We start from the raw sequence: 23,254 nt of genomic DNA, 5'->3' as shown, positions 1-23,254 counted from the left end.
CGGTTAAACACCAAACCAAGGACCGGCGAAAGGGCTCTCTCATGAAACGTCTGCTGATCGTGATCATTGTTCTCACCCTCGGGTGGAGCGCCTATTGGTTCGTCGGAGCCACACGCGCCAAATCAGGCTTTGAGGATTGGTTCGCGGCGCGGCAGGCCGAAGGGTGGCTCGCCGAAACATCGGACATTGCCGTGCGCGGCTTTCCCAACCGCTTTGACGCGACATTCTCCGACGTGGCGCTTGCCGATCCAGGCACCGGCGTTGCATGGGAAGCCCCGTTCTTTCAGCTTTTCGCTCTGAGCTACCGCCCCAACCACCTGATCGCGATCTGGCCGCATGAACAGGTTCTTGCCTTCCCCGACCAACGGGTGACGGTCAAGAGCGAGGACATGAAGGCGTCACTCATCGTTGCGGGAGCGCCTTCGCTCCCTCTCGAGCGGTCCAACCTCGCGGTGGATGCGCTGGCGCTTGTCTCTGAGGCGGGGTGGTCTCTTTCGGCAGAGACGCTACGCCTTGCCATGCACAAAGACCCCGAAAGCGAAGCGACCTATCGCATGGCGCTGTCCGCGACGGGCTTTGCCCCGCCCGCCGAGATCGCCGCGCGCAGCGGTGCCGCCCTGCCCCGCACACTCAAGACCGTCGAGGCCGATCTGAGCGCCACGTTTGCCCGCCCCTGGGACATCACAGCGCTTGAAGACTCGCGCCCACAGCCAACCGCGCTCGACCTGCATATGGCGCAGCTCACCTGGGGCCGCCTCGACCTCCATGCGGCGGGCCAGGTCGATATCGACCCGTCCGGCTATCCGCAGGGCGAGATCACGCTGCGCGCCACCAACTGGCGCGAGATCATCGCGCTGGCGCGGCAGGGCGAGGAATTGCCGGCTGCTCTGATTGACGGGATCGAACAAGGGTTGCAGTTGCTCTCGGCCATGGCAGGCAACCCCAAGACCCTCGACATCCCGCTCAACTTTCGCGGCGGCCTGACGCGGATCGGCCCGGTGCCCATCGGCCCTGCCCCGCGGCTCATCCTGCGCTAAACGACCCTAGCGGCAATATGGCCCGCTGCGATAGCGGGCGATGTCGAAATGGAAATGGTCCTTGTGATAACGGTCTGACTCCGGTCCAAGAACGGTGCCAAAGGGGCCGCAGGCACTGCGGTGCATATCCCTCAGGATGCGCCCCTTCTTGCCCTTGCCCCAATCGCGCAGCACCGAGATCTCATCGCCATTGGCAAGGTAGAAGGCCGAGAAATCAATCGCATTGCCTTTGCCGTGCTCGGAGATCTTCGCGCCTTTCTTATGGTTGCGCGTGCGGCAGGAATACCCGGCGGCGACCTTGACCTTTTCCACGCCCCCGCCATAGCGCCCGACAGATCGTGCCATGCCGCCCTCGAGCCAGGACTTGATCGCCCGCGCCGTGTCGCATCGCATCACGGCGGGTTGGCTAAAGGCGATGCCCGAGACCGAGTAGATCTTGACCGCGTCTTTGGCGATGCCACAACCCGAGATCTTGCCCGGCACATGGCCAACGACGATCCCCTGCAGATCACGATCGCGACACACCTTGCCGACCGCGCTTTGCGGCACCGCTCCCTTGGGGGTGGGCCGGACAACGGCAGGGCGGACAGACACGGCGGCATTGCGCGCCACATTATGCGTGCGCAACACCGGACGTAGCGACTGGCGCGGCGCGTGGCTTGGCAGGGCAATGGGATAGGTGTCTTCGCGAAGCACCGGGCGGGGCGAGCGGTTCGGAGCCTGCGCGACCGCCACCTCGGCGATCAAGAGCGCCAGCACGAGCGCGATACCCCCCGCCCGGCCCGTCATGGCTTCTTCGCGGCGCGTCCGAAATCTGGCGCTTCCGTATCTTGTCCCGCCTCGATGATACCGCGCCGGATCGCACGGGTGCGAGAGAAATACTCATGCAAGTGATCGCCATCGCCCATGCGAATGGCCCGTTGCAGCACGAAAAGCTCTTCGGTGAAGCGGCCGAGGATATCGAGCGTCGCTTCCTTGTTGTTGAGGAACACGTCACGCCACATGGTCGGGTCCGAGGCGGCAATCCGGGTAAAATCCCGGAAACCGGCGGCGGAATACTTGATGACTTCGCTTTCCGTCACCCGGCGCAAGTGATCCGCAACGCCAACCATCGTATAGGCGATGAGGTGTGGTGCATGGCTGGTCACGGCAAGGACAAGATCATGGTGATCGGCGTCCATCTCGTCGACATTGGCGCCCATGCCTTCCCACAGGGCGCGCAGCCGGGCGACCGCCTCGGGGTCTGTCGTCTCATCCGCGGGCACAAGGATGCACCAACGGTTGTCGTAAAGTTCGGCAAAGCCCGATTCCGGGCCGGAATGTTCGGTCCCTGCAAGCGGGTGGGCCGGGACGAAATGTACGGTGTCAGGCAGGTGCGGCGCGACCGCATTGATCACCGAGCGTTTCACCGATCCCACGTCCGAGACTGTCGCGCCCGGCTTCAGGACCGCCGCGATCTCTTCCGCGACAGAGCCCATCGCCCCAACCGGCACACAAAGCACCACGAGATCGGCCCCTTCCGCCGCCTCCGCCGCGCTATCGCAGACCCGGTCACAAAGACCGATCCGGCGCGCGGTGTCGCGTGTGGCCTCTGAACGTGCATAGCCCGTGACCTCGCCCGCTAGCCCGCCACGCTTGATCGCCCAGAACATCGACGACGCGATCAGGCCAAGCCCGATCAGGGCGACACGTTCATAGACCGGGGCGCTCATGTGGCGCCTGCCTTGAACTGGCCAATTGCATGCGCGACACGCCGACAAGAGGGTTCGTCCCCGACGGTGATCCGTAGGCAGTTGGGCAGGCCATAGCCCGCCACCCTGCGCACGATCAGGCCTTGGGTCTTGAGGTAGTCATCACAGGTCTCGGCCTCTTCCTGGCTGTCGAAACGGGCCAGGATAAAGTTTGCACAGGACTCGTCAGAAGCAACGCCACTATCGGCCAGCGCATCGGAGAGCCAAGCCCGCAGACGCGTGTTGTCATCGCGGCATTTCTGCACCCAGGCCTGATCCCGAACCGCCGCCTCTGCGACCTCGAGTTGCACCGTCGAGAGGTTGAACGGCTGACGCACACGGTTGAGCACGTCGATGATCTCTTTCGTCCCATACCCCCAGCCGATCCGAAGCCCACCAAGGCCATAGATCTTCGAGAAGGTGCGCGTCATGAGAACGTTCTGGCGCGCATCGACAAGCGCCGCGCCGCCATCGGCCCCACCAACGTACTCGGTATAGGCTCCGTCATGCACAAGGATCGCCCCTTCAGGAAGGCCATCGGCCAGCCGCGCAACCTCCTTCGGGCCAAGCATGGTGCCAGTCGGGTTGCCGGGGTTGGCGATAAAGACGATCTTGGTTTTCTTGGTGCAGGCCTTGAGGATCGCATCCACATCAACCCTGCGGTCCCGTTCAGGCACCACGACACCGGTCGCGCCGACCATCTTGGCGAGGATCGGATACATCGAAAACCCGTGCTCAGTATAGATCACCTCGTCGCCGACGCCCGCATAGGCCTGCGTCACGAACTGCAAGACCTCGTCTGACCCCACACCACAGATGATCCGTTCAGCGTCGAGCGCATGCACATCGGCAATCGCCGCGCGCAGCTCGGCATGGTCCGTCGACGGATACCGATGCAGCCCATGCCCTGCCTTGCTAAACGCCTTTTTCACAGCGTCAGAACAGCCGAACGGGTTCTCGTTCGACGACAGTTTCACCACGTCGCTCACGCCCTCGATCTTGGACGTGCCACCGACATAGAGATCGATATCCATGATCCCCGGCTTCGGCTCAATACGTGACATATGCGTGCCCTCCACTCTTCGACCCGTTTCTTAGCCGTGCCATGAGAGGTTGGAAAGGTTCTAATCGCGACTTTGAGATATGTGCGTGATTGCGGCCACGCCTTTGTGGCTTGTCTTCGTGCCTCACGCCTAAGTCGAAACGCTTTCGGCGCTATTTCTTCTTCGCCTGTGCCGTCATCCAATCCATCGCCGCCATCAGAACCCCCGACAGGACAAAGACCATGTGGATCGCCACCATCCAGAGAAGTTCTTCACTGGCAAAATCCTTGCCGCCCTTGCCGATCTCCATGAACCGCTTCAGCAGGTGAATGGCCGAGATCGCCACGATCGACGCGATGAGCTTCATTTTCAGGCCGGAGAAATCCACCGTCCCCATCCAGCCAAGCCGCTCATCCGCCTCGGCCACGTCCATACGCGATACAAAACTCTCGTAGCCCGAGAACAGGACGATCAAGAGCAGATTGCCCGCCAGCGTCAGGTCGATCAGCGTCAACACCACGAGGATCACCTTGTCCGCGCCCATCTTTGGTGCTTGCGGCAGATAGGCCAAAAGCTCGTGGCCAAACACAAAGACCAGCATCGCCAGCGCGATCACGAGGCCAAAATACATCGGCGCCATGAGCCAACGCGACGCAAACAACGTCTTCTCAAATCCACGTTCGACTGAATTGCCCATGATCCCTGCCCTTGTTCCGACGTCAAAGCGCATAGGATTTCGGACGGGCATAGGCAATGGCCTGAATGCCGCACCCGCGCAAAGAAAAACCCGCTGCACACGGCAGCGGGTTTTCCAAAAACAGGTCTGTGGCGAACAGTCTTAGTTGTTCGCGTAGTATTCGACCACGAGGTTCGGTTCCATCATGACCGGGTACGGCACATCCGAGAGGCCCGGGGTGCGCACGAAGGTTGCGGTCAGTTTGGAGTGGTCGGCTTCGACATAGTCCGGCACGTCGCGCTCGGGAAGCTGGGTCGCTTCGAGAACGGCTGCCATCTGCTTGGACTTGTCGCGAACTTCGATCACGTCGCCTTCCTTCACGCGGTAGGAGGGGATGTTGACCTTCTTGCCGTTCACGAGCACGTGGCCGTGGTTCACGAACTGACGCGCCGCAAAGACGGTCGGCACGAACTTGGCGCGGTAGACAACGGCGTCGAGGCGGCGCTCGAGCAGACCGATGAGGTTTTCACCGGTGTCGCCTTTGACACGCTCGGCTTCGCCGAAGATGCGACGGAATTGCTTTTCGGTCAGGTCGCCGTAGTAGCCCTTGAGCTTCTGCTTGGCGCGCAGCTGCAGACCGAAGTCCGAAAGCTTGCCCTTGCGGCGCTGGCCGTGCTGGCCGGGGCCGTATTCGCGGCGGTTGACCGGGGATTTTGCGCGACCCCAGATGTTTTCGCCCATCCGGCGGTCGATTTTGTACTTGGCAGTCGTGCGTTTGGTCACGGCTGATCTCCTTCGTTCAGGTTTTCGAAGGGCGTTGTCCTCTCGCCGGGTTTGACCGACGTGACAGGGTTCCCCTTGCGGGGGCCACCAACACCAATGAAGCCGCGCGTATAAAGGGTTTGACGGGGGAGTCAAGCGAGGTTGGCAAGAAATGCGAACGGCCCGCCCCGAATGCCGGGACGGGCCGCCTTGTTCAAGAGGTGTTCGACCTCAGGACGCGCGGCAGCGCAGATAGTAGATCGCCCCGCCAAGCGCCGCACCGATGACCCAGGCATAGCCTGCAAGCTGACTCAGCACCGGAACCCAGACCGTCGCCACCGAGAACACCGCCGCGATGGCAAAGGCCAGAAGCGCATTGCCATGCCAGCCACCACTATAGTGATAGGCCCCGCCTTCCATGTTGTAGAGGTCATCGCGATTCAGCTCTTGTTTGCGCAAGAGGTAGTAGTCCACGATCATGATCCCATAGAGCGGCGCCAGCGTCGCGCCAAGGGTATTGACGAACCCGCCGATGCCAAACTCGCTGATGAACGCGGTCCAGAGGCCACCAATCACCAGTGCAAAGCCCGATGTGATAAGCCCCGCCATGCGGAAACTGATCTTCGTCGGCGCGAGGTTGGCAATACCGTTCACCGCCGGGATGAAGTTGGCCACAAGGTTGATCCCCACGGTCGCCGCGAAAAAGGTAATCGCGGCAATCACGGCCAGAAGCACGCTATCGGTGCGTCCGACGATCTCGGTCGGGTTGATGATCGCCTCGCCGTAGACGACAGCCGCACCCGCCGTTGTCAGAAGCGCCAGCGCCGAGAACAGGATCATGTTGAACGGAAGCCCCGCAAGGTTGCCGCGCGTCATGGCCTGCTTGTCCCGCGCATAACGCGAGAAGTCGCTGAAGTTGATCATCACCGCCGCAAAATAGGCCACCATCGTGCCGATAATCGCGATAAAGCCGTTGAACTCGGTGCCCCATGTGGCGTCCGGATTGACGAAGATTGTCTGCGCCTGTGACAGAAGCTGCCCATCGGCCTTGATCCAAAGCACAACAACAAGGCCGATCATCACGAGATAGACAAAGGGACCAGCGATATTGAGGAAGGTCTCGACCCATTCCATACCGCGCCAGAAAATCCAGATATGGAAGGCCCAGACGATCACGAACGATACCCAGTCGACACCCGTCAGCCCAAGGACTTCGGTGCCGCCGCTGATCCCTGTGACCGAGCGGATCAGGAGCGCCAGCGCCGTGGAAGCGAAATAGACCTGGACCCCGTACCAGAAGACGGCAACCGTCGCGCGCAACACCGCCGGAAGCTTGGCCCCTGCTGTGCCCATGCTGGCGCGTGCCAGAACGGGATAGGGAATGCCATACCGCTCCCCGGCCGCGCCGGAGAGGTTCACAAGGAACATCACGAATAGCCCCGCCACGATCAGCGCCGCAAAGGCGGTCCAGCCGCTGACGCCATAGGAAATGAAAAGCGACGCGACGAGCGAATAGCCAAAGAGCGATTGGATATCATTGGCCCAGACATTGAAGATCGCGAACCAGCCCCATGTCTTTTCTTCCGGCGTCACCGGGTGAAGCGTATCGTCCGCCTCTTGCCCCGCGCCGTGTTGAACGGTGTTCGATTGCATTTGTGTGTCCCCTCGTTGTCAGACGGCCCGCCATGGGCCGATCCGTTCTTGGCCTGAACTCAGGCATTGCAGCTAACATGTTAGTTGCTATTTTAGAGAGGAGGTATCAGGAAAAGCCTATAGAACTTTTCCGGAATGCCGAATAATCGACGCCGGGCACAAAGATCTGGCACGCAAGGGGGGAAATCGCGACATGGCAGGCAACGCCGCAACACCCAACACGCCGGGCAAGACCGGAACGCGCCTGATGACCGAAGAGGCGCATGAGGCGCTGATCGCGCGATTCCGCGACGGCACGCTGCCAAGCGGCACCTTTTTGTCGATGCCGATGTTGGTTGAACGGCTTGGCCTGCCGCTTGCGGCGGTGCGCGAGGCCGTCAAACGCGCCGAGGCGAGCGGCCTTGTCACCGTGCTGCCCAAACGCGGTGTGCAAGTGATGGATGCCGGCCCCGACATGACCCGCGAATGCCTAGACCTGCGCGCCATCTTTGACGTGGAAGGCGCCAAGCGCCTCATCGTGCGGCGTGCCGATATCCCCCTCGCCGCGCTGCGCGACGCACATGAACGCCTGCGAGACGAGGCGGAGGGCAACATGGCTGATGACTTGTCGCAGCGCGCCATCGCGACGGACCTGTCGCTGCACGATGCCCTGTCCCTTGGGCTTGGCTCGACCTTGGCGCGGCGGCTCTATGACGAGAACCGCAACCGCATCGCCATCATCCAGAACACGCGCCCCTTCCTGCCGGTGCGGATCGCCTCAGCGATGGACGAACACCTCGCGATCATCGCCGCACTCGAAGCGGGCGACGCCGAGAAGGCAGAGGTCGAGATACGCGCTCATCTTGCGAATACCCTGCGTTGGTGGGGGGTCAGTCCGGATCGCACCGACGCAATACCGACGTGATACCGACGCGATACAGACCCCGGTTTTTGCCCCCACAAAGAACAAAACCCCGCCCTTACGAGCGGGGTTTCGACGAGGCCCAAAGCTGCCCGGGTCAGGCGGCTTCGTGCTGGAGTATCGCGGCTTCGCTCCGGCTCAGATTGCGCCGCGCGTAAGGCCCGTAGCTGTTGAGGTCGTCCTCAAGCTCCGGCAGCATCTGCAACAGACGCTTGCGGTCGTTCTTCTCGAGCGTCGACAGCGCGGCATTGGCCGGGTGGTAGCTTTCGGTTTCGACACCGTTGGCCCAGAGGATCTGATGGCGCGGCAGAAGCAAGTGAATATAGGTCACTTCGCGCATCTGGCTATCGATAGCGACGGATGATCCATTGATCAAATCCCGTGCAGAAACAAGGACTTCCGGTGTGTTGAACAGGGCTTTTGCCGCTCCGCCCTGCACCAGCATGCGATGCTCTGGCGACACGACCAGTTCCATGTCCGGCCGTTCAATGCCAAGCGCTCCGGCGCGGATGCGGATCGGACGCAGTTGCGGCATCGCGAACAAACGCGCGCCGGACATGCGGCGACTGCCGATCCAACACACCTCTTCGGCGCCATTGTCCTTGGTCTGGACCCTGTCGCCCTCGCGCAGGTCTTCAACCCGCCTGGCGCCCGTCGGGGTTTGGATCATGGTGCCCGGCGTGAAACAGATCACGCCCCCCGTCGCTGGCCCCATCGGATTGGGATCACGCGCGTCCAACGCATGATGCACCACCCAAAGCTCTGCCCCCCGCGGCGGCAGTTCATCAAGGAACATCAAGAGCGGCGGCCGCCCCTCAACCTCGATCACCGTCACAGTGTAGCTCTGCGCGCCATTGGTCACGACAAAACCGCCCTCGAGGAGCGGGTCTTCCACATCTATATCTTCAAGTCTCGAAGTATTCTCGACTGCTGCGCCCACAAGGCGGCGTACAATACGCGCCGCACGTTTGCGGATGTTCGCCTCACCTTCCGCCTGGTCCAGACGCAATAGCTCGGTCGGGCCGTCCACGCGGACGGGCTCCCCATGCCAGGACCATACCGCGCCCGTTTCGAGCGCCTGCACCGGTGCAGCCCCAACACCGTCTATCGTTGTTTGCGACCAGGAGATGACGAACGTGCCACGAAAGCCCGTCTTCATTGCCTGATAACCTGCCTTTTTTGTTTTTATGGCAAAAGGTTACCAGAGGCGATTCGCGAAGGGAAGATTTTTTTGGCCAGATAGAGACAGCTGCGTCAAAATTTCAGACTGAACTGCAGCGCGCCGACAAACTGGCCGCTACCTTGTCCGACGAACTCTTCGCCAAGATATGTCATGCCGTAGAACACCATGCTTTTCTCGCCCTGCCAATGCAGGCCAAGCCGCGCACGGGTGCGGGTATTCGTCAGGGCATAGCCGCGATCTTCGGGGAGATACACACTGTCCCAAACCTTGGCCACATCGGCGCCGACAATCCACGACAGGCCCGGCGTGTGCTGACGCACGACGCGCATACGATGACCAGTCACCGGATCACGGGTCAGCAATTCGCCCTGCCCCGCGCGCCCGATGGTCACATCAAAGCCAACCCGCGCATAGGTTTCGACGCCGCCGCGCAGCTCCATGAAAGGCCGGAATTGTGTCTGTTCCGCAAGCGCCACATCGCGCGCCATCTCAAGCGTGGCCGTGGGGCGGATCTTGTCCCCGATCTGGGCATTGAGCGTCGCCGCCGAGGCCGCATTCATGCCAAACACGTCGTGCAACGTGGTCTGCAAGTTGTCGAGCGAGGTCTGCGGTCCGATGGCCACCACGTCGCCGCCAAGGCTCACCTCGGTGCCACGGGCGGTCGCGAAATGGGTATGTAGCCCAAGCGACAGAGACCCCGCAAAGGGCCGGTCCCCTGGGGCAGGTGTCACCAGGTTGTCCGGCGCCATCACTTCTCCGAGGAACCGCAATTCAAGCACCTCCCCCGCACGCCCCGGCAATGCACCGGTCCATGCAGGGCCGTAGACACGGCTGCTCATGACAGAGCCGGTGCGCCAACGGTCTCGGCCATCCCCGAGAAGGTCATTCACAAACAAGAGCCCGTAGCCAAGCGCGCTTCGCCCCTTTGACGGCGCGTCCTGCGCCATCGTTTGGGTTGCCGTTGCTGTCATCAAAAGGAAAAGGGCGGCTATTCGGCCAATCATTCCACGTCCCCGTTAATTTTGCCCCCACGGGCTTCGTACAAATTATTTCATTGGGCGACCAGTGCCCAACGACCACTCGCGCCGAATTTGCATGTCCAGACCGGCATTTATCCGACCAAACGGTGGCATCATTCCGACATTTGCCGTGTTGCGGTCTCGCGTAGAATATCAGAGAGCAGGCGGAATTGATCTGCGAGCGGATTGGTCTTGCGCCAAATCAGGCCAATGGTCCGCGTCGGGCGGGGGCTCGGCAGATGGGCCACAGAGACAGGCGCGGTGCGGGTCTCGAAAGGCACTGCCATCTCGGGGATGAGCGTCACGCCGATCCCGGCCCCCACCATACGCACCAGCGTCGAGAGCGAACTGCCCTCCATGAGATCACGCGGCAAAGGTGAGGTCAGGTTGCAGAAAGAGAGTGCCTGATCGCGAAAACAATGCCCTTCTTCAAGCAACAGAAGCCGCATTTCACGCAGTGTCTTGGGGTCGGGCACCGGCTCGTCGATTTCGTCTTTGCCCCGCACAAGCACGAACTCCTCGTCAAAAAGCGGCATTTCTTCGAGCGTGGCCTCAGAGACGGGCAGCGCGACAATGGCCGCATCGAGCCGGCCTTCGCGCAATTCCTGAAGCAACTTCTCGGTGATCGCCTCGCGGGGACGCAGGGCGACATCGGGAAAGCGCAGGGCAAGCTCGGCCGCGAACGCAGGCAAGACATAAGGCGCCACGGTCGGGATAAACCCGATGCGCAGCTGCCCCGACATCCGCCCCCGCGACGCGCGCGCCAAATCGCCAAGGTCATCTACCGAGCGCAGGATCGCATGGGCCCTCTCGGCAAACTCCTCGCCAAGACTTGTCAGTCGGACCTGCCGTGGCCCCCGTTCAACAAGCGACGCGCCCAAGACCTCTTCAAGCTCCTTGATCTGCACGGAAAGCGCAGGCTGCGAGATCGCGCAAGCCTCGGCAGCCCGGCCGAAATGATTATGCCGGGCCAACGCATCGAAGTAACGAAGCTGTTTCATGGAAATATTGGTCATAAGAATTTCATATCACTTCGATTACAAAATGCAAATTTTCACAATGATTGACCCTTGTTATGGTCCTCATCGACGCGGGGGGGTGATTCACGGCAGAAAACCCCTAATTCGTGCTGTGCCCTTGGCATGGCGCGCACCGCACAGGAACAACCTTGTTAGCTATCTAGGGAGAGCGAAAATGGACGGAAATGACGTAGGCATGGCAGGCAAATGCCCGGTGATGCATGGCGGCAATACCGCAAGCAGCGGTGATGTCATGGAATGGTGGCCGAATGCCCTCAACCTCGACATCCTGCACCAGCATGACAGCAAGTCGAACCCGATGGGCGGAGACTTTGACTATCAGGAAGCGGTCAAATCGCTCGATATCGAGGCCCTCAAAGAAGACATGAAGGCCCTGATGACCGAGAGCCAGGACTGGTGGCCGGCAGACTGGGGTCACTATGGCGGCTTGATGATCCGTCTCGCATGGCACTCGGCAGGCTCTTATCGCCTTGCGGACGGGCGCGGCGGTGGTGGTGCGGGCAACATCCGTTTCGCCCCCCTCAACAGCTGGCCTGATAACGGCAACCTCGACAAAGCGCGTCGCCTGCTCTGGCCGCTGAAGAAGAAATACGGCAACGCGGTGTCTTGGGCCGACCTGATCCTGCTCGCAGGAACGATGGCTTATGAATCCATGGGCCTCAAGACCTTTGGTTTTGCCTTTGGTCGCGAAGACATTTGGCACCCGGAGAAAGACACCTACTGGGGCGCCGAGAAAGAATGGCTCGCCCCCTCCGACGAGCGGTATTCCGATGTTGGCAAGCCTGACACGATGGAAAACCCGCTCGCGGCTGTGCAGATGGGCCTCATCTACGTGAACCCCGAAGGCGTCAACGGCAACCCCGACCCGCTCAAGACCGGCGCACAGGTCCGCGAGACCTTTGCCCGCATGGCGATGAACGACGAGGAAACCGCGGCGCTGACCGCCGGGGGCCACACTGTCGGCAAGGCACACGGCAACGGCGACGCAGCCCTGCTTGGGGAAGAGCCCGAAGCGGCGGCAATCGAGAACCAGGGCTTTGGTTGGATCAACCCGAACATGGGCGGCAAGGCCACCAACGCCGTGACCTCGGGCATCGAAGGCGCATGGACCACCAACCCGACCAAGTGGGATATGGGCTATTTCGACCTGCTGTTCGGCTATGACTGGGAACTGACCAAGTCGCCCGCAGGCGCGAACCAGTGGCGTCCGATCGACATCAAGGAAGAAGACATGCCGGTCGACTCGACCGACTCGTCCAAGCGCGTGATGCCGATGATGACCGATGCCGACATGGCGATGAAGGTCGATCCGATCTATCGCGAGATCTGTGAGAAGTTCATCGCGGATCCGGCCTATTTCGACGATGTGTTCGCGCGTGCTTGGTTCAAGCTGACCCACCGCGACATGGGTCCGAACGTGCGCTACCACGGCCCCGATGCGCCCAAGGAAGAGCTGGTCTGGCAAGACCCGGTTCCGGCAGGCAACACCGGCTATGACGTCGATGCCGTGAAGGCCGATATTGCGGCCGCAGGTCTCGACGCCGCCGATATGATTGCAACGGCCTGGGACAGCGCCCGCACCTTCCGCCAGTCGGATTACCGCGGCGGTGCCAACGGGGCCCGCATCCGTCTCGCACCGCAGAAGGACTGGGACGGCAACGAGCCGAAGCGCCTTGCCAAGGTGCTTGCGGCGCTCGAGCCGATTGCCGAGAAACACGGCGCAAGCGTGGCCGACGTGATCGTTCTTGCCGGCAATGTCGGTCTCGAGCAGGCGATCAAGGCCGCCGGTTTCGACGTCGCCGTGCCCTTCGCACCGGGCCGTGGCGATGCCACCGACGAGATGACCGACGCGGACTCCTTCGACGTTCTCGAGCCGCTGGCCGATGGCTATCGCAACTGGGTCAAGAAGGACTATGTCGTCAGCCCCGAAGAGCTCATGCTTGACCGCACACAGCTCATGGGTCTAACCGCGCCGGAAATGACCTGCCTGATCGGCGGCATGCGCGTCCTCGGCACCAACCACGGCGGCACGGCGCACGGCGTCTTCACCGACACCGTTGGTGCGCTCACCACGGACTTCTTCGTCAACCTGACCGACATGGCCAACAAATGGGTCCCGGTTGAGGGCGGCACCTACGAAATCCGTGACCGCAAAAGCGACGCGGTGAAGTGGACAGCAACCCGTGTGGACCTCGTGTTCGGTTCGAACTCGATCCTGCGCGCCTATGCCGAGGTCTATGCCCAAGACGACAACAAAGAGAAGTTCGTCACGGACTTTGTCGCCGCATGGACTAAGGTCATGAACGCGGATCGTTACGATCTCGCCTGATTGAGCGGCACATGACACAAAGAGCCCCCGCAGCCGGTCGGTTGCGGGGGCTTTCTTTGTTTGGCGCCGCTCTAGCTGAGAGCGCGGTCTACACCCGGCTCAGTGCGGCGGCCGGGATCGGGTCCAGGCGCGGACGATTGGCGCGCTGCCCGACCCAGACCGAGCCAAGCACGATCACCGCGCCCAATAGTTGCACCCAGGAAAGCGACTGACCAAGCCAGACCCAGCCCAGCACCACCGCGGTCACCGGGCTCATCATGCCGAGCATCGACACAGCCCCCGGCTCGATCCGCGCCACACCTCGGAACCAAAGCGCATAGGTCGCCGCGGCTCCGATCAGGCCAAGCCACGCAAGCCCCGCGAGGTTGGTCATGCTCAGCGGTGGCAACGGCGGCTCGAAGATCAAGGCGACAGGCAACAATATCAATCCTCCCGCCGTCAACTGCCATGCCGTGAAGCTTAGCGCCGACACCGGGGGTTGCCATTTCCGGCTTAGCACGGTGCCCGCCGCCATCGATGCGGCTCCGCCAAGCCCGGCGGCGATGCCGATCGGGTCGAATTGCGCCTCGGGGCTGATGAGCAAAAGCGCAACGCCCACCACGCCGCTCGCGGCGGCGGCCATGGCTCCGGCCCGGATCGGCGTGCCGAGCCAACCCCGCGCCATGAACAACACGATCATAGCCTGTAGCGCGCCAAGAGTCGCCGCGACGCCCCCCGGCAAGCGATAGGCCGCCACGAAGAGCAAGACCCAGAACAGGGCGAAATTAAAACTTCCGAGCAAGAACACCCGCCCCAGCCACACGCGCGGCGGCAAGCAACGGGTCAGCGCGAGCAGAAGCAGGCCCGCAGGCAAGGCCCGCAAGGCCGCCAAGGTAATCGGATAGCCTGCGGGCAGCGCCTCGGTCGTGACAAGATAGGTGCTGCCCCAAATCGCCGGGGCGAGTGCGGTCAGGACTATGTCTGTTGAACGGGTCATAGCAAACCTCCTTTCTGGCGGATCACCAAAGCGTATGAAATCGAAGCCGGGGGCGCGGCGGACAGGGATCAAGCCCCATGTCACGGCGCAGGTGCGGCGGCAGATCGCAGCGCACATGCCGGGGCAAGCGCGTGCGGCGAAACAGGCGGGCAAGGAATGCTTTCATGGCTCCGCCCCCTCACGCTACGAGCCGCAGAGCGGCGCGAAGCTGTGCCGCAAGATCATCACGCGGCCCATTGACGAGCCGCGCACCGGTCTCGCGGATGATGAGCGTCGGAACGGCGCTGACCTGAAGCCTGCGAGCGCTTTGACGATCCACTTCGACCGCTTCGGCCGTGCCTGGGTCAAGGAAAGCTGCCTCGAACGGAGCCGCCTCGAAGCCGAGCGCGCGCGCCGCATCCAATACGACTTTCGGATCGGCAATGTTGCGCGCCTCAGAGAGATGCGCTTTTTGCAGATGGTCGAACATATCCCAATGCGCCGCTTGCCCGCCGATCCGTTCGGCCGCCTTACAACCCACCGCCGCGATCATCCCGTGCGGGTAATCGAATGGTGCGTTGCGCATAGCATCAATATTCACAAGCTCGGGGTGGTCGCTGGCTTGCCGACACACTGCCCAATGGCCAAGGATTGTCTCGCGCGCCTGCTCTGGCGTGCCCCAGCGCGAGGCCATCTCAGTGCGGCTGGCTTGCAGCACAAAGGTCTTATGCCGGATGTCGAGATCGAACTCGGACGCGAGACGACGCATCCGCGAGGAGATGTTGAAGCACCAGCAGCACACCACATCATGGAAGAAATCAACGGTCAGAGACGCCATCACGCGGCCTCCTCTTGCAGATCAGCACCGGCAAGTCGCACAGCGATCCGCGCCACATGCGCCCCTTGGAAACGGGCGCCATCGAGGTCTTTCTCGGTCGGGCGCCGCGAGCCATCGGCTCCGGCAATCGTCCCCGCCCCGTAAGGCGCGCCGCCGACGATTTCCTCGGCCGTGGTTTGCCCGGCATAGCTGTAGGGCATCCCGGCGATCAGCATTCCGAAATGCTGGAGCGGGATTTGCGTCGACAAAAGCGTCGCCTCGTGGCCGCCATGCTGCGAGCCGGTCGAGGCAAAGACCGCGGCGACCTTTCCGACGAGCGCATTGCGCGCCCAGAGGCCACCGGCCTGATCGAGAAAGGATTTCATCTGCCCCGCCATCATCCCGAATAGGGTCGGTGTGCCGAAGATGATCGCGTCATAGGCTTCAAGGTCGGTCACAGAGGCCACGGGCGTGTCGTCCGCGACGAACCCGGCCTTTGCCTGGATGTCTTCAGGGACAGTCTCCGGCACGCGGCGCAGATCGACATGAGTGCCGTCCACACTACGCGCGCCTTCGGCTTCGGCCTCGGCCATGGCACGCACATGGCCATAGCTGGAATAGTAAAGAACAAGAATACGAGCCATTTTGAACCTCATTGGCTAGGTGTGTCATTGCCAAAGAGGATGGGGGAAACAGAGGCGCGGAATAACCGGGCCGGGTTCACTTCATTCTTTACTCAGGCTGAATAATCTCAGTCGCGCAGCGCCGCGCGCAGATGTTCGATAAAGGCCGACACCTTGGCATCAACGCCAAGCCGCGAGGCCGTCACCGCGAAAATCTCGGGAGAAGGCAGTTCATAGTCCGGCAGCACCGGGACGAGGTCGCCCCGCGCCTCTGGCTCTCTTGAAACAAAATCGGGCAAGGTGCCAATCCCCTGCCCCGCGATGAGAAGATCACGCAACACGAGGCTATTGCCAACGCGCACTGGCGGGTCGAGATCGAGCGTCACCGCCCCCTCCGGCCCGGTGAGCCGCCAATGCGTGAGATGATCGGCAAGCATGAAACCGATCACCTTGTGGCTGATGATCTCTTCGGGCCGTTGCGGCGTACCTGCCTGTTCAAGATAGCGAGGCGCGGCAAAAATTCGTTGTCGAATGGTGCCGATCTTGCGCGCGACAAGCGCAGAATCCGGCATCGCCGCGCGGATACGGATCGACACATCAAAGCCCCCTTCCACCATATCAACCACCCGGTCATCCATCGACAGTGTCAGACGCAAATCCGGGTAGGCCTCGAGAAAGCCCGGTAGGTTCGGCGCAATGACCGTCTGTCCGAAAGAACTCGACGCGTTGACCCGGAGATGGCCGCGCACCGCCCCCGCGCCTTCGCGGATACGGTTCTCGACCTGCCCGACAGCCTCGAGGATGCCCAAGGTCTCTTCGTAGTAGAGACGCCCCGCATCGGTGAGCGACATGGACCGCGTCGTGCGCGTCAGCAGCACCGTGCCGAGGCTGTCCTCCAAAAGCTTGACCTCGCGGCTCAGGAGAGCGGGAGACACACCAAGATCCTCTGCCGCGCGGGCAAAGCTGCCGCGCTCGACGATGCGGCGAAAAGCTTGCATGACGGAGAGCTTGTCCATCCTTGTCCCTCGATTGCTGCGCCCCACCTATGGCGTCGGCTCACAGGCGCTTTGCTTCCCATGGCAGACGCTAGCATGATCGCGCAGGGGCTTTCCATCACAAGGGCGCCGTGTCCTTCACTCTGCCTTCTGACGTGCCTTTTTCATGCTCTCCTTAAGTTCTGCTTCCCACGTTTCAAGATTCTCACGAATGAGAACCGAATAGGCGCTGTTCTCGCTATGCGGATCATCGCTGTCGAGAAAGGCCTGTGCGGTCTCGACCATCGTCTTGCGGTCAAACTCTTCAAACATCCCGATAAGACGCTCGGCCTCATCGCGCGAATGACCGATCACCTCGAACACGGAGCGGGCGGCGCGGATTGAACTGTCATAGGTCTCGCGGATGATATCGCGGCATCCGGCGCGCCAGAGATCATAGACATGCCACCTGTCGATCGCCCGCGCCACCACATGCACGGAAGGGTGATGCTCAGCCATGTAACGGGCAAGCTCCGTCGCCGCCTCCTTGTTGTCGATGGCGATCACGAAGACATCCGCCTCCTCGATCCCCGCCGCGTGCAGCAGGTCCGGGCGCGTCGCATCTCCGAAATAAGCGCTGAGGCCAAAGCGGCGCAGCATGGCCAGTTGCTCGCTGCTATAGTCGACCACCGTGGTTTGGTAGTCGGCGGCCTGAAGCGCGCGGTTCACGATGCCGCCGAACCGACCATGCCCGGCGATGATGATCTTGGAGTTCGGCGCGATCTCGTCCGCCGCGCGCTCTTGCTGGCGCGAATAGCGCGGCGCAATGATCCGGTCATAGAGAATAAAGAGCGCCGGGGTGAGCAGCATCGACAAGGCCACCACAAGCAGAAGAAGGTCCGCCACAGCGGGCGGCACGACCGCATTGGCCACAGTGAACGAGACAAGGACAAACCCGAACTCCCCCGCCTGCGCGAGACCAAGCGCAAAGAGCCACTTGTCACCGCCGGCAAGCCGGAACGTCCGTCCCAGGGCCAGCATGACCGCGCATTTCAGCAGGATCAGACCAACGGTCAGCCCGACGATCAGTGCGAGGTTCTCGCCAAGGAGCGCAAAGTCGATGCTGGCCCCCACCGTGATGAAGAACACGCCAAGGAAGATCCCCTTGAAGGGCGCGATATCGCTCTCCAACTCGTGCCGGTATTCGCTATTGGCCATGACGACGCCCGCAAGGAAAGTGCCAAGCGCCGGAGAAAGCCCAACCATCGTCATCAGCAGGGCAATGGCGATCACCATCATCAACGCCGTGCTAACGAACAGCTCGCGCAGGCGTGCGCGGCCCACATAGCGGAAGATTGGTCCGGTGAGGTAGCGCCCGGCAAAGATGACAAGGCCAACCGCGGCCAAAGTGACAAGCGCGGTCTGCCACCCCGGCAACCCCTCGACCATGTTGAGGTTGAGCGCGCTTTCCCCGTGACCCGCGCCATGATCATCACCATGATGCAAAGCCGCGCTCAGTTCCGGCAGCGCCAAAAGCGGGATCAGCGCCAGCATCGGGATGACAGCGATATCCTGAAACAGGAGCACGGAAAAGCTCGCTTGCCCGCCATCACTGCGCATGAGGCCTTTCTCATTGAGGGTTTGCGTGACAATCGCCGTCGAGGACAGGGCAAAGATAAGACCGATGGCAAGCGCGATGGTCCAACCCAGCCCGAACAACATCGCAACCCCCATGACCGCAAGCGTGGTGATCGTGACCTGCAAACCGCCCATAACGAAGATCCGTGCCCGCATCGCCCAAAGCACCTTGGGCTGCATCTCCAAACCGATCAGGAACAGCATCATGACGACACCGAATTCGGTAAAGTGCTGCAGGGCGATGACATCGACCCCGGCCCATTGCAGCACCGGGCCAATGGCGATACCCGCGATCAGGTAGCCAAGCACAGAGCCAAGGCCGAAACGTGACGCGAGGGGCACGGCGATCATCCCCGCAAAGAAAATCGTAAAAGTGATGAACATAAACTCGGCAGTCATTGCGCGCCCTTTTTCAGATAAGACCACCGGGCGACAGGGAGACCTGCGCGAGGTGGTGTTTCGGAGAACAGCCGAACTTGCGGGAATAGTCGCGGCTAAAGTGCGTCGGGCTCTCATAGCCGACCTCAAAGCTCGTCGTGGCGACGGATCTTTGCCCTTCCCGCAAAAGCGATTGCGCTTCGATCAGACGAAGATCCTTCTGATATTGCAGCGGCGTCGTGCCTGTCACCGCCTTGAAATGTTCATGGAACGAAGATTGGCTCATGCCGGCGACCTGCGCCAAGTCGGCCACGACCAAAGGCTCGCGAAAATCGCGCCGGATCCGCGTGATCGCCTTGGCGACCCGGCTGGCATGGCTATCCACCGCAAGGAGATTGCGTAGCATTCCCCCAATGGGAGAGATCAACAGCCGATAGTGAAGCTCGCGCAGGATCAAAGGACCAAGCACCTGCGCCTCGAGCGGATCCTCCATCAATCGCAAATACCGGCCCAGCGCCTCAAGCAAAGCGCCCTGCGCCACAGAGGCCGAGAGCGACCGCGCTGCTTGCGTCTCATGCGCGACCTCTCCAACCTGCACATAAAAGCTCCGGACGATCCCAATATCAATCGATAGGATCAGCGCACAATAGGGCGTCTGGGTGATGCGCGACATCACCGGAAGATCGTGGCTCACCAATAGCGCATCGCCACGCTGCAAGACCACGGATTGCGCCCCGATATGCGTTTCTTTGCTCCCGCGTAAGATCAGGCAGATCACCGGGTCATAGATGCTGGCCTCGAACGCGCTGGTCTCGTCTCTCTGAAATACATGTAGATTAGGCAAAAGCGCCTGCCTTTGCCCCGCGTTCTTGGACACATAGCGTGCGGCCAGTGCTTCAAGTTCCTCAAGCGACATTCACGTCTCCTCCTGATTGACGCTAACAGCATCAACCCCGCAAATCACCCAAGGATATGCAGACACGGAGGATTTGGCAGATGTCTCGGAGGAATCGACAAGAGCAACACCGACGCGCGTGCGGCTTGCGAAGCGAAACCAAAGATGGACGCGTCAGGCGGCGTCGCGCAAACGGTCTCTGATCGCATTCTCGGCCCAATGCGTGAGTGCCTCAAGGGTCGGGGCGCACTCTGCCGCCAGTCCCGCGGCGAAATCGTCGAAGGCGTCTTTGTTCAAGGCATTCAATCCGACCAGAACCGGAATTCCCTCGGCCACAGCGCTCGCAAGCACGTCGCGGAACCCTCGGCCTTCGGCCTCTTGCTTGCCGAACTTGTTGAGGATTACGAGGTCGGCCCCGTCGCGCAGGGATGCCTCCACCTCGACAACGGACATCTCAAGCGCTTCTGGGTCGAGCCTGCAGCCGCGCGCTCCGGCCCCAAGGCTCTGGGAGATCCGATAGACCGCGCCGTCCGGCAGGACTTTGACATCCATGTCGCAGGCGTGATCCGGTCGACGCTCGGTATTGACCTGCACAATTCCTCGCACGCGATAGCCGCGGGCAATCATTTGGGTGGCGAAGGTCTCCAGCAGGAAATCCACATCGCCGCGACCGGCCATCATCACAGTTGAAATCGGTTTCATGGTCTCTCTGGCTTTCATTGATCGTCGAAGGGGAGGAATTCGAAAAGGGCGCCTTTCGGCATGTGGTCTGCATCGGCGGGGATGAGCATGACCCCATCTGCCTGTGCCAGCGGCAGGACGCGCCCCGATTGGGTTGTCTGCACCGGCGTCGCGAGGATGCGCCCTTCTGCGTCCACCCCGTCTAGCTGCGCAGGCCTGAATTCGCAGCGGCCCGGTTTGTGGTGCAGATCGACGGTCGAGGAGACGATCGTCTTGCGCGGACCACAGGCCCGGTCCTGCAACGCAGAGATCACCGTTCGGCCAAAGACATGCCAGCCGACATAGGCAGCCGTCGGATTGCCCGGCAAGCCGAGCCAATACGCCCCTGCTTCAAACTGACCGAAGGAAATCGGTTTGCCCGGCTTCATCGCCACCCCGGCAAACCAAGGCGTCCCATCTGCGATCTCAAAGGCGCGATGTAGATAGTCCTCCTCGCCGACCGAGACCCCCCCAGTCGTGACGACGAGATCCGCACTCTGCGCCAGCGCGGCCATTGCAGCGCCAAGATCCTGAAGCGTATCCGGCAGGCTGACGCGGACGACGACTTCAACCATCGGATCCGCCATCACCGCTTGCAGCATTGGCCCGTTCACATCGTTGATCTGCCCCGGTGCAAGCCGCTGCCCTGGGTCCACGACCTCGGACCCCGTCACCACTAGCGCAACGCGCACCGGACGATGCACCACAACCTCGTGCGCACCGGCCGCCGCCAGCAACCCGACATCACGGCGGCTGATGCGCTTGCCGGCAGGTAGGACAAGATCCCCCTGCGCCATATCCTCGCCGCGCAGACGAATATTATCGCCCTTGCCTGCGGATCGGCGCAGGACAACACGGCCGTCTGCGATCTCCGTGTCTTCCTGCATGATCACGGCATCCGCCCCGGTTGGTACCGGCGCCCCCGTAAAGATCCGGGCCGCCGTCCCGGTTTCGAGCGACACCAAACCATCGCCCGCCGCAATACGCGCCGAGATAGGCATAATCCAAGGACCAGAGCCTTGCAGATCGGCTGAGGCAATCGCAAAGCCGTCGACGGCGCTATTGGTAAAGGGCGGCGTGTTGGAGCGCGAGCGCACCGGTTCCGCCAGACCGCGACCGACGGCCTCGGCAAGCGGGACAGTCTCTGTCTCCGCGAGCGCTCTGACCTGCCCGAGGCAAAGACCAAGCGCATCGTCCAGAGCCAATAGCCCCGGTGCCACATCCGCACGCTCGCAGCCACAGCTTTCTGCATGAAGAGTATGTATCGTCATCGGCTTATCCTTTTGCACGCGTGCCATGGCTCGCACCTACAGAGGCTGACTCAGGTCGACGCCAACAATCTCTGCGCTTGCTGCAAGGCCCTGCACGAAGTCGCGCACAGCCTGCCCCCAAGCACGTTTCTCCATTGCCGCACGCAGTTTCGGCGCGACAATCTCAAAGGGAAGAACAGCGCCCTCCGCCTTCGCATCTAGCCGTATGACATGCCATCCATGGCGGGTCTGAATCGGTTGAGGGGTCACCTCCCCCTCGCCCAGGTGGCGCAACACGGCCTCGAACTCTGGCACGGTGTCGCCCGGCCCGATTTGCCCCAACAGGCCGTCACGGCTCTTGGAGGGGCAATCGCTTTCGGCGCGCGCAATCCGTCCAAAGCTCTCCGGTTTGGCAGAGACCCGTTCTGCCAACGACTGCGCACGGGTCTTCGCCCGCTCCAGCTCGGCGTCATCCGCGTGATCGCAGGCGACGAGGATATGCGACACGCTCCAAAGCGGTGGCGCCCGGTATTTGTCTGGATCGGCTTGCCAGAGGGTGCGGGTCTCCTCATCTGACGGAGGCGCGGTTTGGATCGCATCCTCAAGAACACCACGCACAAGGGCCTCGCCCTCGGTTTCAAACCGTCCGGGCTCGAGTTCCTGCGGATCGGCGTCGATACCGCGGCGTGCCGCCTCCTGCAAGAGAAGCTGGCGCACCACCAAGGCATGTGCCGCCTTGCGCCACGCGATCCCCGGCTTGCCGCGCGGCGCCTCATGGTTCTGGGCCTCGGCGGCGATATCCGCCGAGGCAATGTTTGTGCCGTTGACCACGACATCGGGGAATAGAGCCTTCATTTGCATGGCTTTCACTCCAAGGTCCGGCAGCCGATCATTCGGCCGGTGTGGTGTGCGACGACGCAGCCTTGGTCCCCCGACGCTCGGGAAGCGGCGTCTGACGGCGCGAGCGCACGATCTGGTAGCCGGGGCGATAGAAATACCGCACTGGAACCGAGAGCATGTGCACAAGCCGGGTGAACGGGAAGACAAGGATGATCGTGAGGCCAAGGATGATGTGCAGTTTGAACACCAGCGCCACATCCGCGATATAGCTGGCTGCCGCACCATCCAGGGTGAAGATACCTTGCGCCCACGACATGAACTTGACCATCTCATGCCCATCAAGGTGCTCGAGCGAAACAAGGATCGTGAACAGCCCAAGCACCAGCTGCATCAACAACATCGCAAGGATGGCGATATCGGCAAAGCTTGATGTCTTGCGAATACGCGGATCGGTCCAGCGGCGATGGAAGAGCATACCGCCCCCCACCAGAGCCATGATCCCGGCAATACCACCAGCCACAACCGCCAGCGTCTGCTTCGCGCCGTGGCTGATGCCGATCGCATCAAAGACCCAGATCGGGGTCAGCAAGCCGACGAAATGGCCCGCGAAAATCACAAGCACACCGACGTGAAACAGGATCGATCCCATCACGAGTTGCTTGCGCCGCAAAAGCTGGGACGACGAGGTCTTCCATGTGAAAGGATCGCGCTCATAGCGCGCGATGGACCCGATGATCCCGATCGCCAGCGCGATATAGGGGAAAGTGCCAAAGAAAAACTGGTTCATCATT

General features: G+C 61.8%; 23 protein-coding genes. 3 read left to right on the top strand and 20 right to left on the bottom strand.

Features of this window, described 5'->3' with window-relative positions:
- The first annotated feature begins 41 nt into the window (after positions 1 to 41).
- Positions 42 to 1,037 carry a DUF2125 domain-containing protein gene (locus R1W01_RS13685; RefSeq protein WP_297755882.1) on the top strand — a complete coding sequence of 332 codons (996 nt, stop codon included), beginning with the start codon at positions 42 to 44 and terminating at the stop codon, positions 1,035 to 1,037.
- Between the two features lie 6 nt (positions 1,038 to 1,043).
- On the opposite strand, the gene R1W01_RS13680 is transcribed toward R1W01_RS13685, so the two are convergent.
- The 6 genes from R1W01_RS13680 to R1W01_RS13655 all read right to left on the bottom strand — a co-directional run bounded on the left by R1W01_RS13680 (position 1,044) and on the right by R1W01_RS13655 (position 6,901).
- Positions 1,044 to 1,826, bottom strand: a complete 783-nt coding sequence (locus R1W01_RS13680) for an extensin family protein (RefSeq protein WP_243613984.1) — start codon at positions 1,824 to 1,826, stop codon at positions 1,044 to 1,046.
- Entirely contained in the window at positions 1,823 to 2,749 is a 927-nt protein-coding gene (locus R1W01_RS13675; RefSeq protein ID WP_297755880.1) for a prephenate/arogenate dehydrogenase family protein, read from the bottom strand. The genes R1W01_RS13680 and R1W01_RS13675 overlap by 4 nt, the downstream gene beginning before the upstream one ends.
- Complete coding sequence (hisC, locus tag R1W01_RS13670; RefSeq protein WP_297755878.1) at positions 2,746 to 3,831, bottom strand: histidinol-phosphate transaminase; 1,086 nt, start codon at positions 3,829 to 3,831, stop codon at positions 2,746 to 2,748. Before hisC ends, R1W01_RS13675 begins: the two co-directional genes overlap by 4 nt.
- 151 nt (positions 3,832 to 3,982) lie before the next feature.
- Positions 3,983 to 4,507 (bottom strand): TIGR00645 family protein, encoded by a 525-nt coding sequence (locus R1W01_RS13665; RefSeq protein WP_297755876.1) that lies wholly within the window; start codon positions 4,505 to 4,507, stop codon positions 3,983 to 3,985.
- A 141-nt stretch (positions 4,508 to 4,648) separates the two neighbouring features.
- Positions 4,649 to 5,269 carry a 30S ribosomal protein S4 gene (gene rpsD, locus R1W01_RS13660; RefSeq protein WP_243613988.1) on the bottom strand — a complete coding sequence of 207 codons (621 nt, stop codon included), beginning with the start codon at positions 5,267 to 5,269 and terminating at the stop codon, positions 4,649 to 4,651.
- Positions 5,270 to 5,479: 210 nt separating this feature from the next.
- Positions 5,480 to 6,901 (bottom strand): NCS1 family nucleobase:cation symporter-1, encoded by a 1,422-nt coding sequence (locus R1W01_RS13655; protein WP_243613989.1) that lies wholly within the window; start codon positions 6,899 to 6,901, stop codon positions 5,480 to 5,482.
- Between the two features lie 193 nt (positions 6,902 to 7,094).
- Between R1W01_RS13655 and R1W01_RS13650 the strand changes: the two genes are divergently transcribed.
- On the top strand, positions 7,095 to 7,805 hold the full coding sequence (locus tag R1W01_RS13650) for a GntR family transcriptional regulator (RefSeq protein ID WP_297755873.1): 711 nt from the start codon (positions 7,095 to 7,097) through the stop codon (positions 7,803 to 7,805).
- Between the two features lie 94 nt (positions 7,806 to 7,899).
- Here the strand turns inward: R1W01_RS13650 and R1W01_RS13645 are convergent, their stop codons facing one another.
- The 3 genes from R1W01_RS13645 to R1W01_RS13635 form a co-directional block, all read right to left on the bottom strand.
- Complete coding sequence (locus R1W01_RS13645; protein ID WP_243613991.1) at positions 7,900 to 8,961, bottom strand: Hint domain-containing protein; 1,062 nt, start codon at positions 8,959 to 8,961, stop codon at positions 7,900 to 7,902.
- Between the two features lie 95 nt (positions 8,962 to 9,056).
- The gene (locus R1W01_RS13640) at positions 9,057 to 9,989 is read right to left on the bottom strand and encodes a lipid A-modifier LpxR family protein (RefSeq protein ID WP_317275283.1); all 933 of its coding nucleotides are present in this window, start codon (positions 9,987 to 9,989) and stop codon (positions 9,057 to 9,059) included.
- Between the two features lie 128 nt (positions 9,990 to 10,117).
- A complete protein-coding gene (locus tag R1W01_RS13635; protein ID WP_297755866.1) occupies positions 10,118 to 11,020 on the bottom strand; it encodes a LysR substrate-binding domain-containing protein in 903 nt (300 codons plus the stop codon).
- 178 nt (positions 11,021 to 11,198) lie between these two features.
- On the opposite strand from R1W01_RS13635, the gene katG reads away from it, so the two are divergent.
- Entirely contained in the window at positions 11,199 to 13,373 is a 2,175-nt protein-coding gene (katG, locus tag R1W01_RS13630; RefSeq protein ID WP_297755864.1) for a catalase/peroxidase HPI, read from the top strand.
- A gap of 88 nt (positions 13,374 to 13,461) precedes the next feature.
- Here katG and R1W01_RS13625 read toward each other — a convergent pair whose 3' ends face one another.
- The 11 genes from R1W01_RS13625 to narI form a co-directional block, all read right to left on the bottom strand.
- Entirely contained in the window at positions 13,462 to 14,349 is an 888-nt protein-coding gene (locus R1W01_RS13625) for an EamA family transporter (RefSeq protein WP_297755862.1), read from the bottom strand.
- Positions 14,350 to 14,371: 22 nt separating this feature from the next.
- Entirely contained in the window at positions 14,372 to 14,515 is a 144-nt protein-coding gene (locus R1W01_RS13620) for a hypothetical protein (RefSeq protein ID WP_297755860.1), read from the bottom strand.
- 12 nt (positions 14,516 to 14,527) lie between these two features.
- Positions 14,528 to 15,166 (bottom strand): DsbA family protein, encoded by a 639-nt coding sequence (locus R1W01_RS13615; protein ID WP_297755858.1) that lies wholly within the window; start codon positions 15,164 to 15,166, stop codon positions 14,528 to 14,530.
- On the bottom strand, positions 15,166 to 15,789 hold the full coding sequence (wrbA, locus tag R1W01_RS13610) for an NAD(P)H:quinone oxidoreductase (RefSeq protein WP_297755856.1): 624 nt from the start codon (positions 15,787 to 15,789) through the stop codon (positions 15,166 to 15,168). The genes R1W01_RS13615 and wrbA overlap by 1 nt, the downstream gene beginning before the upstream one ends.
- 107 nt (positions 15,790 to 15,896) lie before the next feature.
- Positions 15,897 to 16,784: a LysR family transcriptional regulator gene (locus R1W01_RS13605; protein ID WP_297755854.1), complete on the bottom strand. Its 888-nt coding sequence runs from the start codon at positions 16,782 to 16,784 to the stop codon at positions 15,897 to 15,899.
- Between the two features lie 117 nt (positions 16,785 to 16,901).
- A complete protein-coding gene (locus R1W01_RS13600) occupies positions 16,902 to 18,779 on the bottom strand; it encodes a cation:proton antiporter (protein WP_297755852.1) in 1,878 nt (625 codons plus the stop codon).
- A 13-nt stretch (positions 18,780 to 18,792) separates the two neighbouring features.
- Positions 18,793 to 19,674 (bottom strand): AraC family transcriptional regulator, encoded by an 882-nt coding sequence (locus R1W01_RS13595; RefSeq protein WP_297755850.1) that lies wholly within the window; start codon positions 19,672 to 19,674, stop codon positions 18,793 to 18,795.
- Between the two features lie 153 nt (positions 19,675 to 19,827).
- Positions 19,828 to 20,355: a DUF2478 domain-containing protein gene (locus R1W01_RS13590; RefSeq protein ID WP_297755848.1), complete on the bottom strand. Its 528-nt coding sequence runs from the start codon at positions 20,353 to 20,355 to the stop codon at positions 19,828 to 19,830.
- 14 nt (positions 20,356 to 20,369) lie between these two features.
- Positions 20,370 to 21,644, bottom strand: coding sequence for a gephyrin-like molybdotransferase Glp (glp, locus tag R1W01_RS13585; RefSeq protein WP_297755846.1), 1,275 nt, complete (start codon positions 21,642 to 21,644; stop codon positions 20,370 to 20,372).
- 36 nt (positions 21,645 to 21,680) lie between these two features.
- On the bottom strand, positions 21,681 to 22,484 hold the full coding sequence (locus R1W01_RS13580) for a peptidylprolyl isomerase (protein ID WP_317275282.1): 804 nt from the start codon (positions 22,482 to 22,484) through the stop codon (positions 21,681 to 21,683).
- 28 nt (positions 22,485 to 22,512) lie between these two features.
- Positions 22,513 to 23,250, bottom strand: a complete 738-nt coding sequence (gene narI / locus R1W01_RS13575) for a respiratory nitrate reductase subunit gamma (protein WP_297755844.1) — start codon at positions 23,248 to 23,250, stop codon at positions 22,513 to 22,515.
- Positions 23,251 to 23,254 lie beyond the last annotated feature (4 nt).

This window comes from Shimia sp. FJ5, from assembly GCF_032918335.1.
Lineage (GTDB): Bacteria > Pseudomonadota > Alphaproteobacteria > Rhodobacterales > Rhodobacteraceae > Shimia > Shimia aestuarii_A.
Note: the sequence above shows the minus strand (reverse complement) of the source record. Positions and strands in the feature narration are given on the sequence as shown.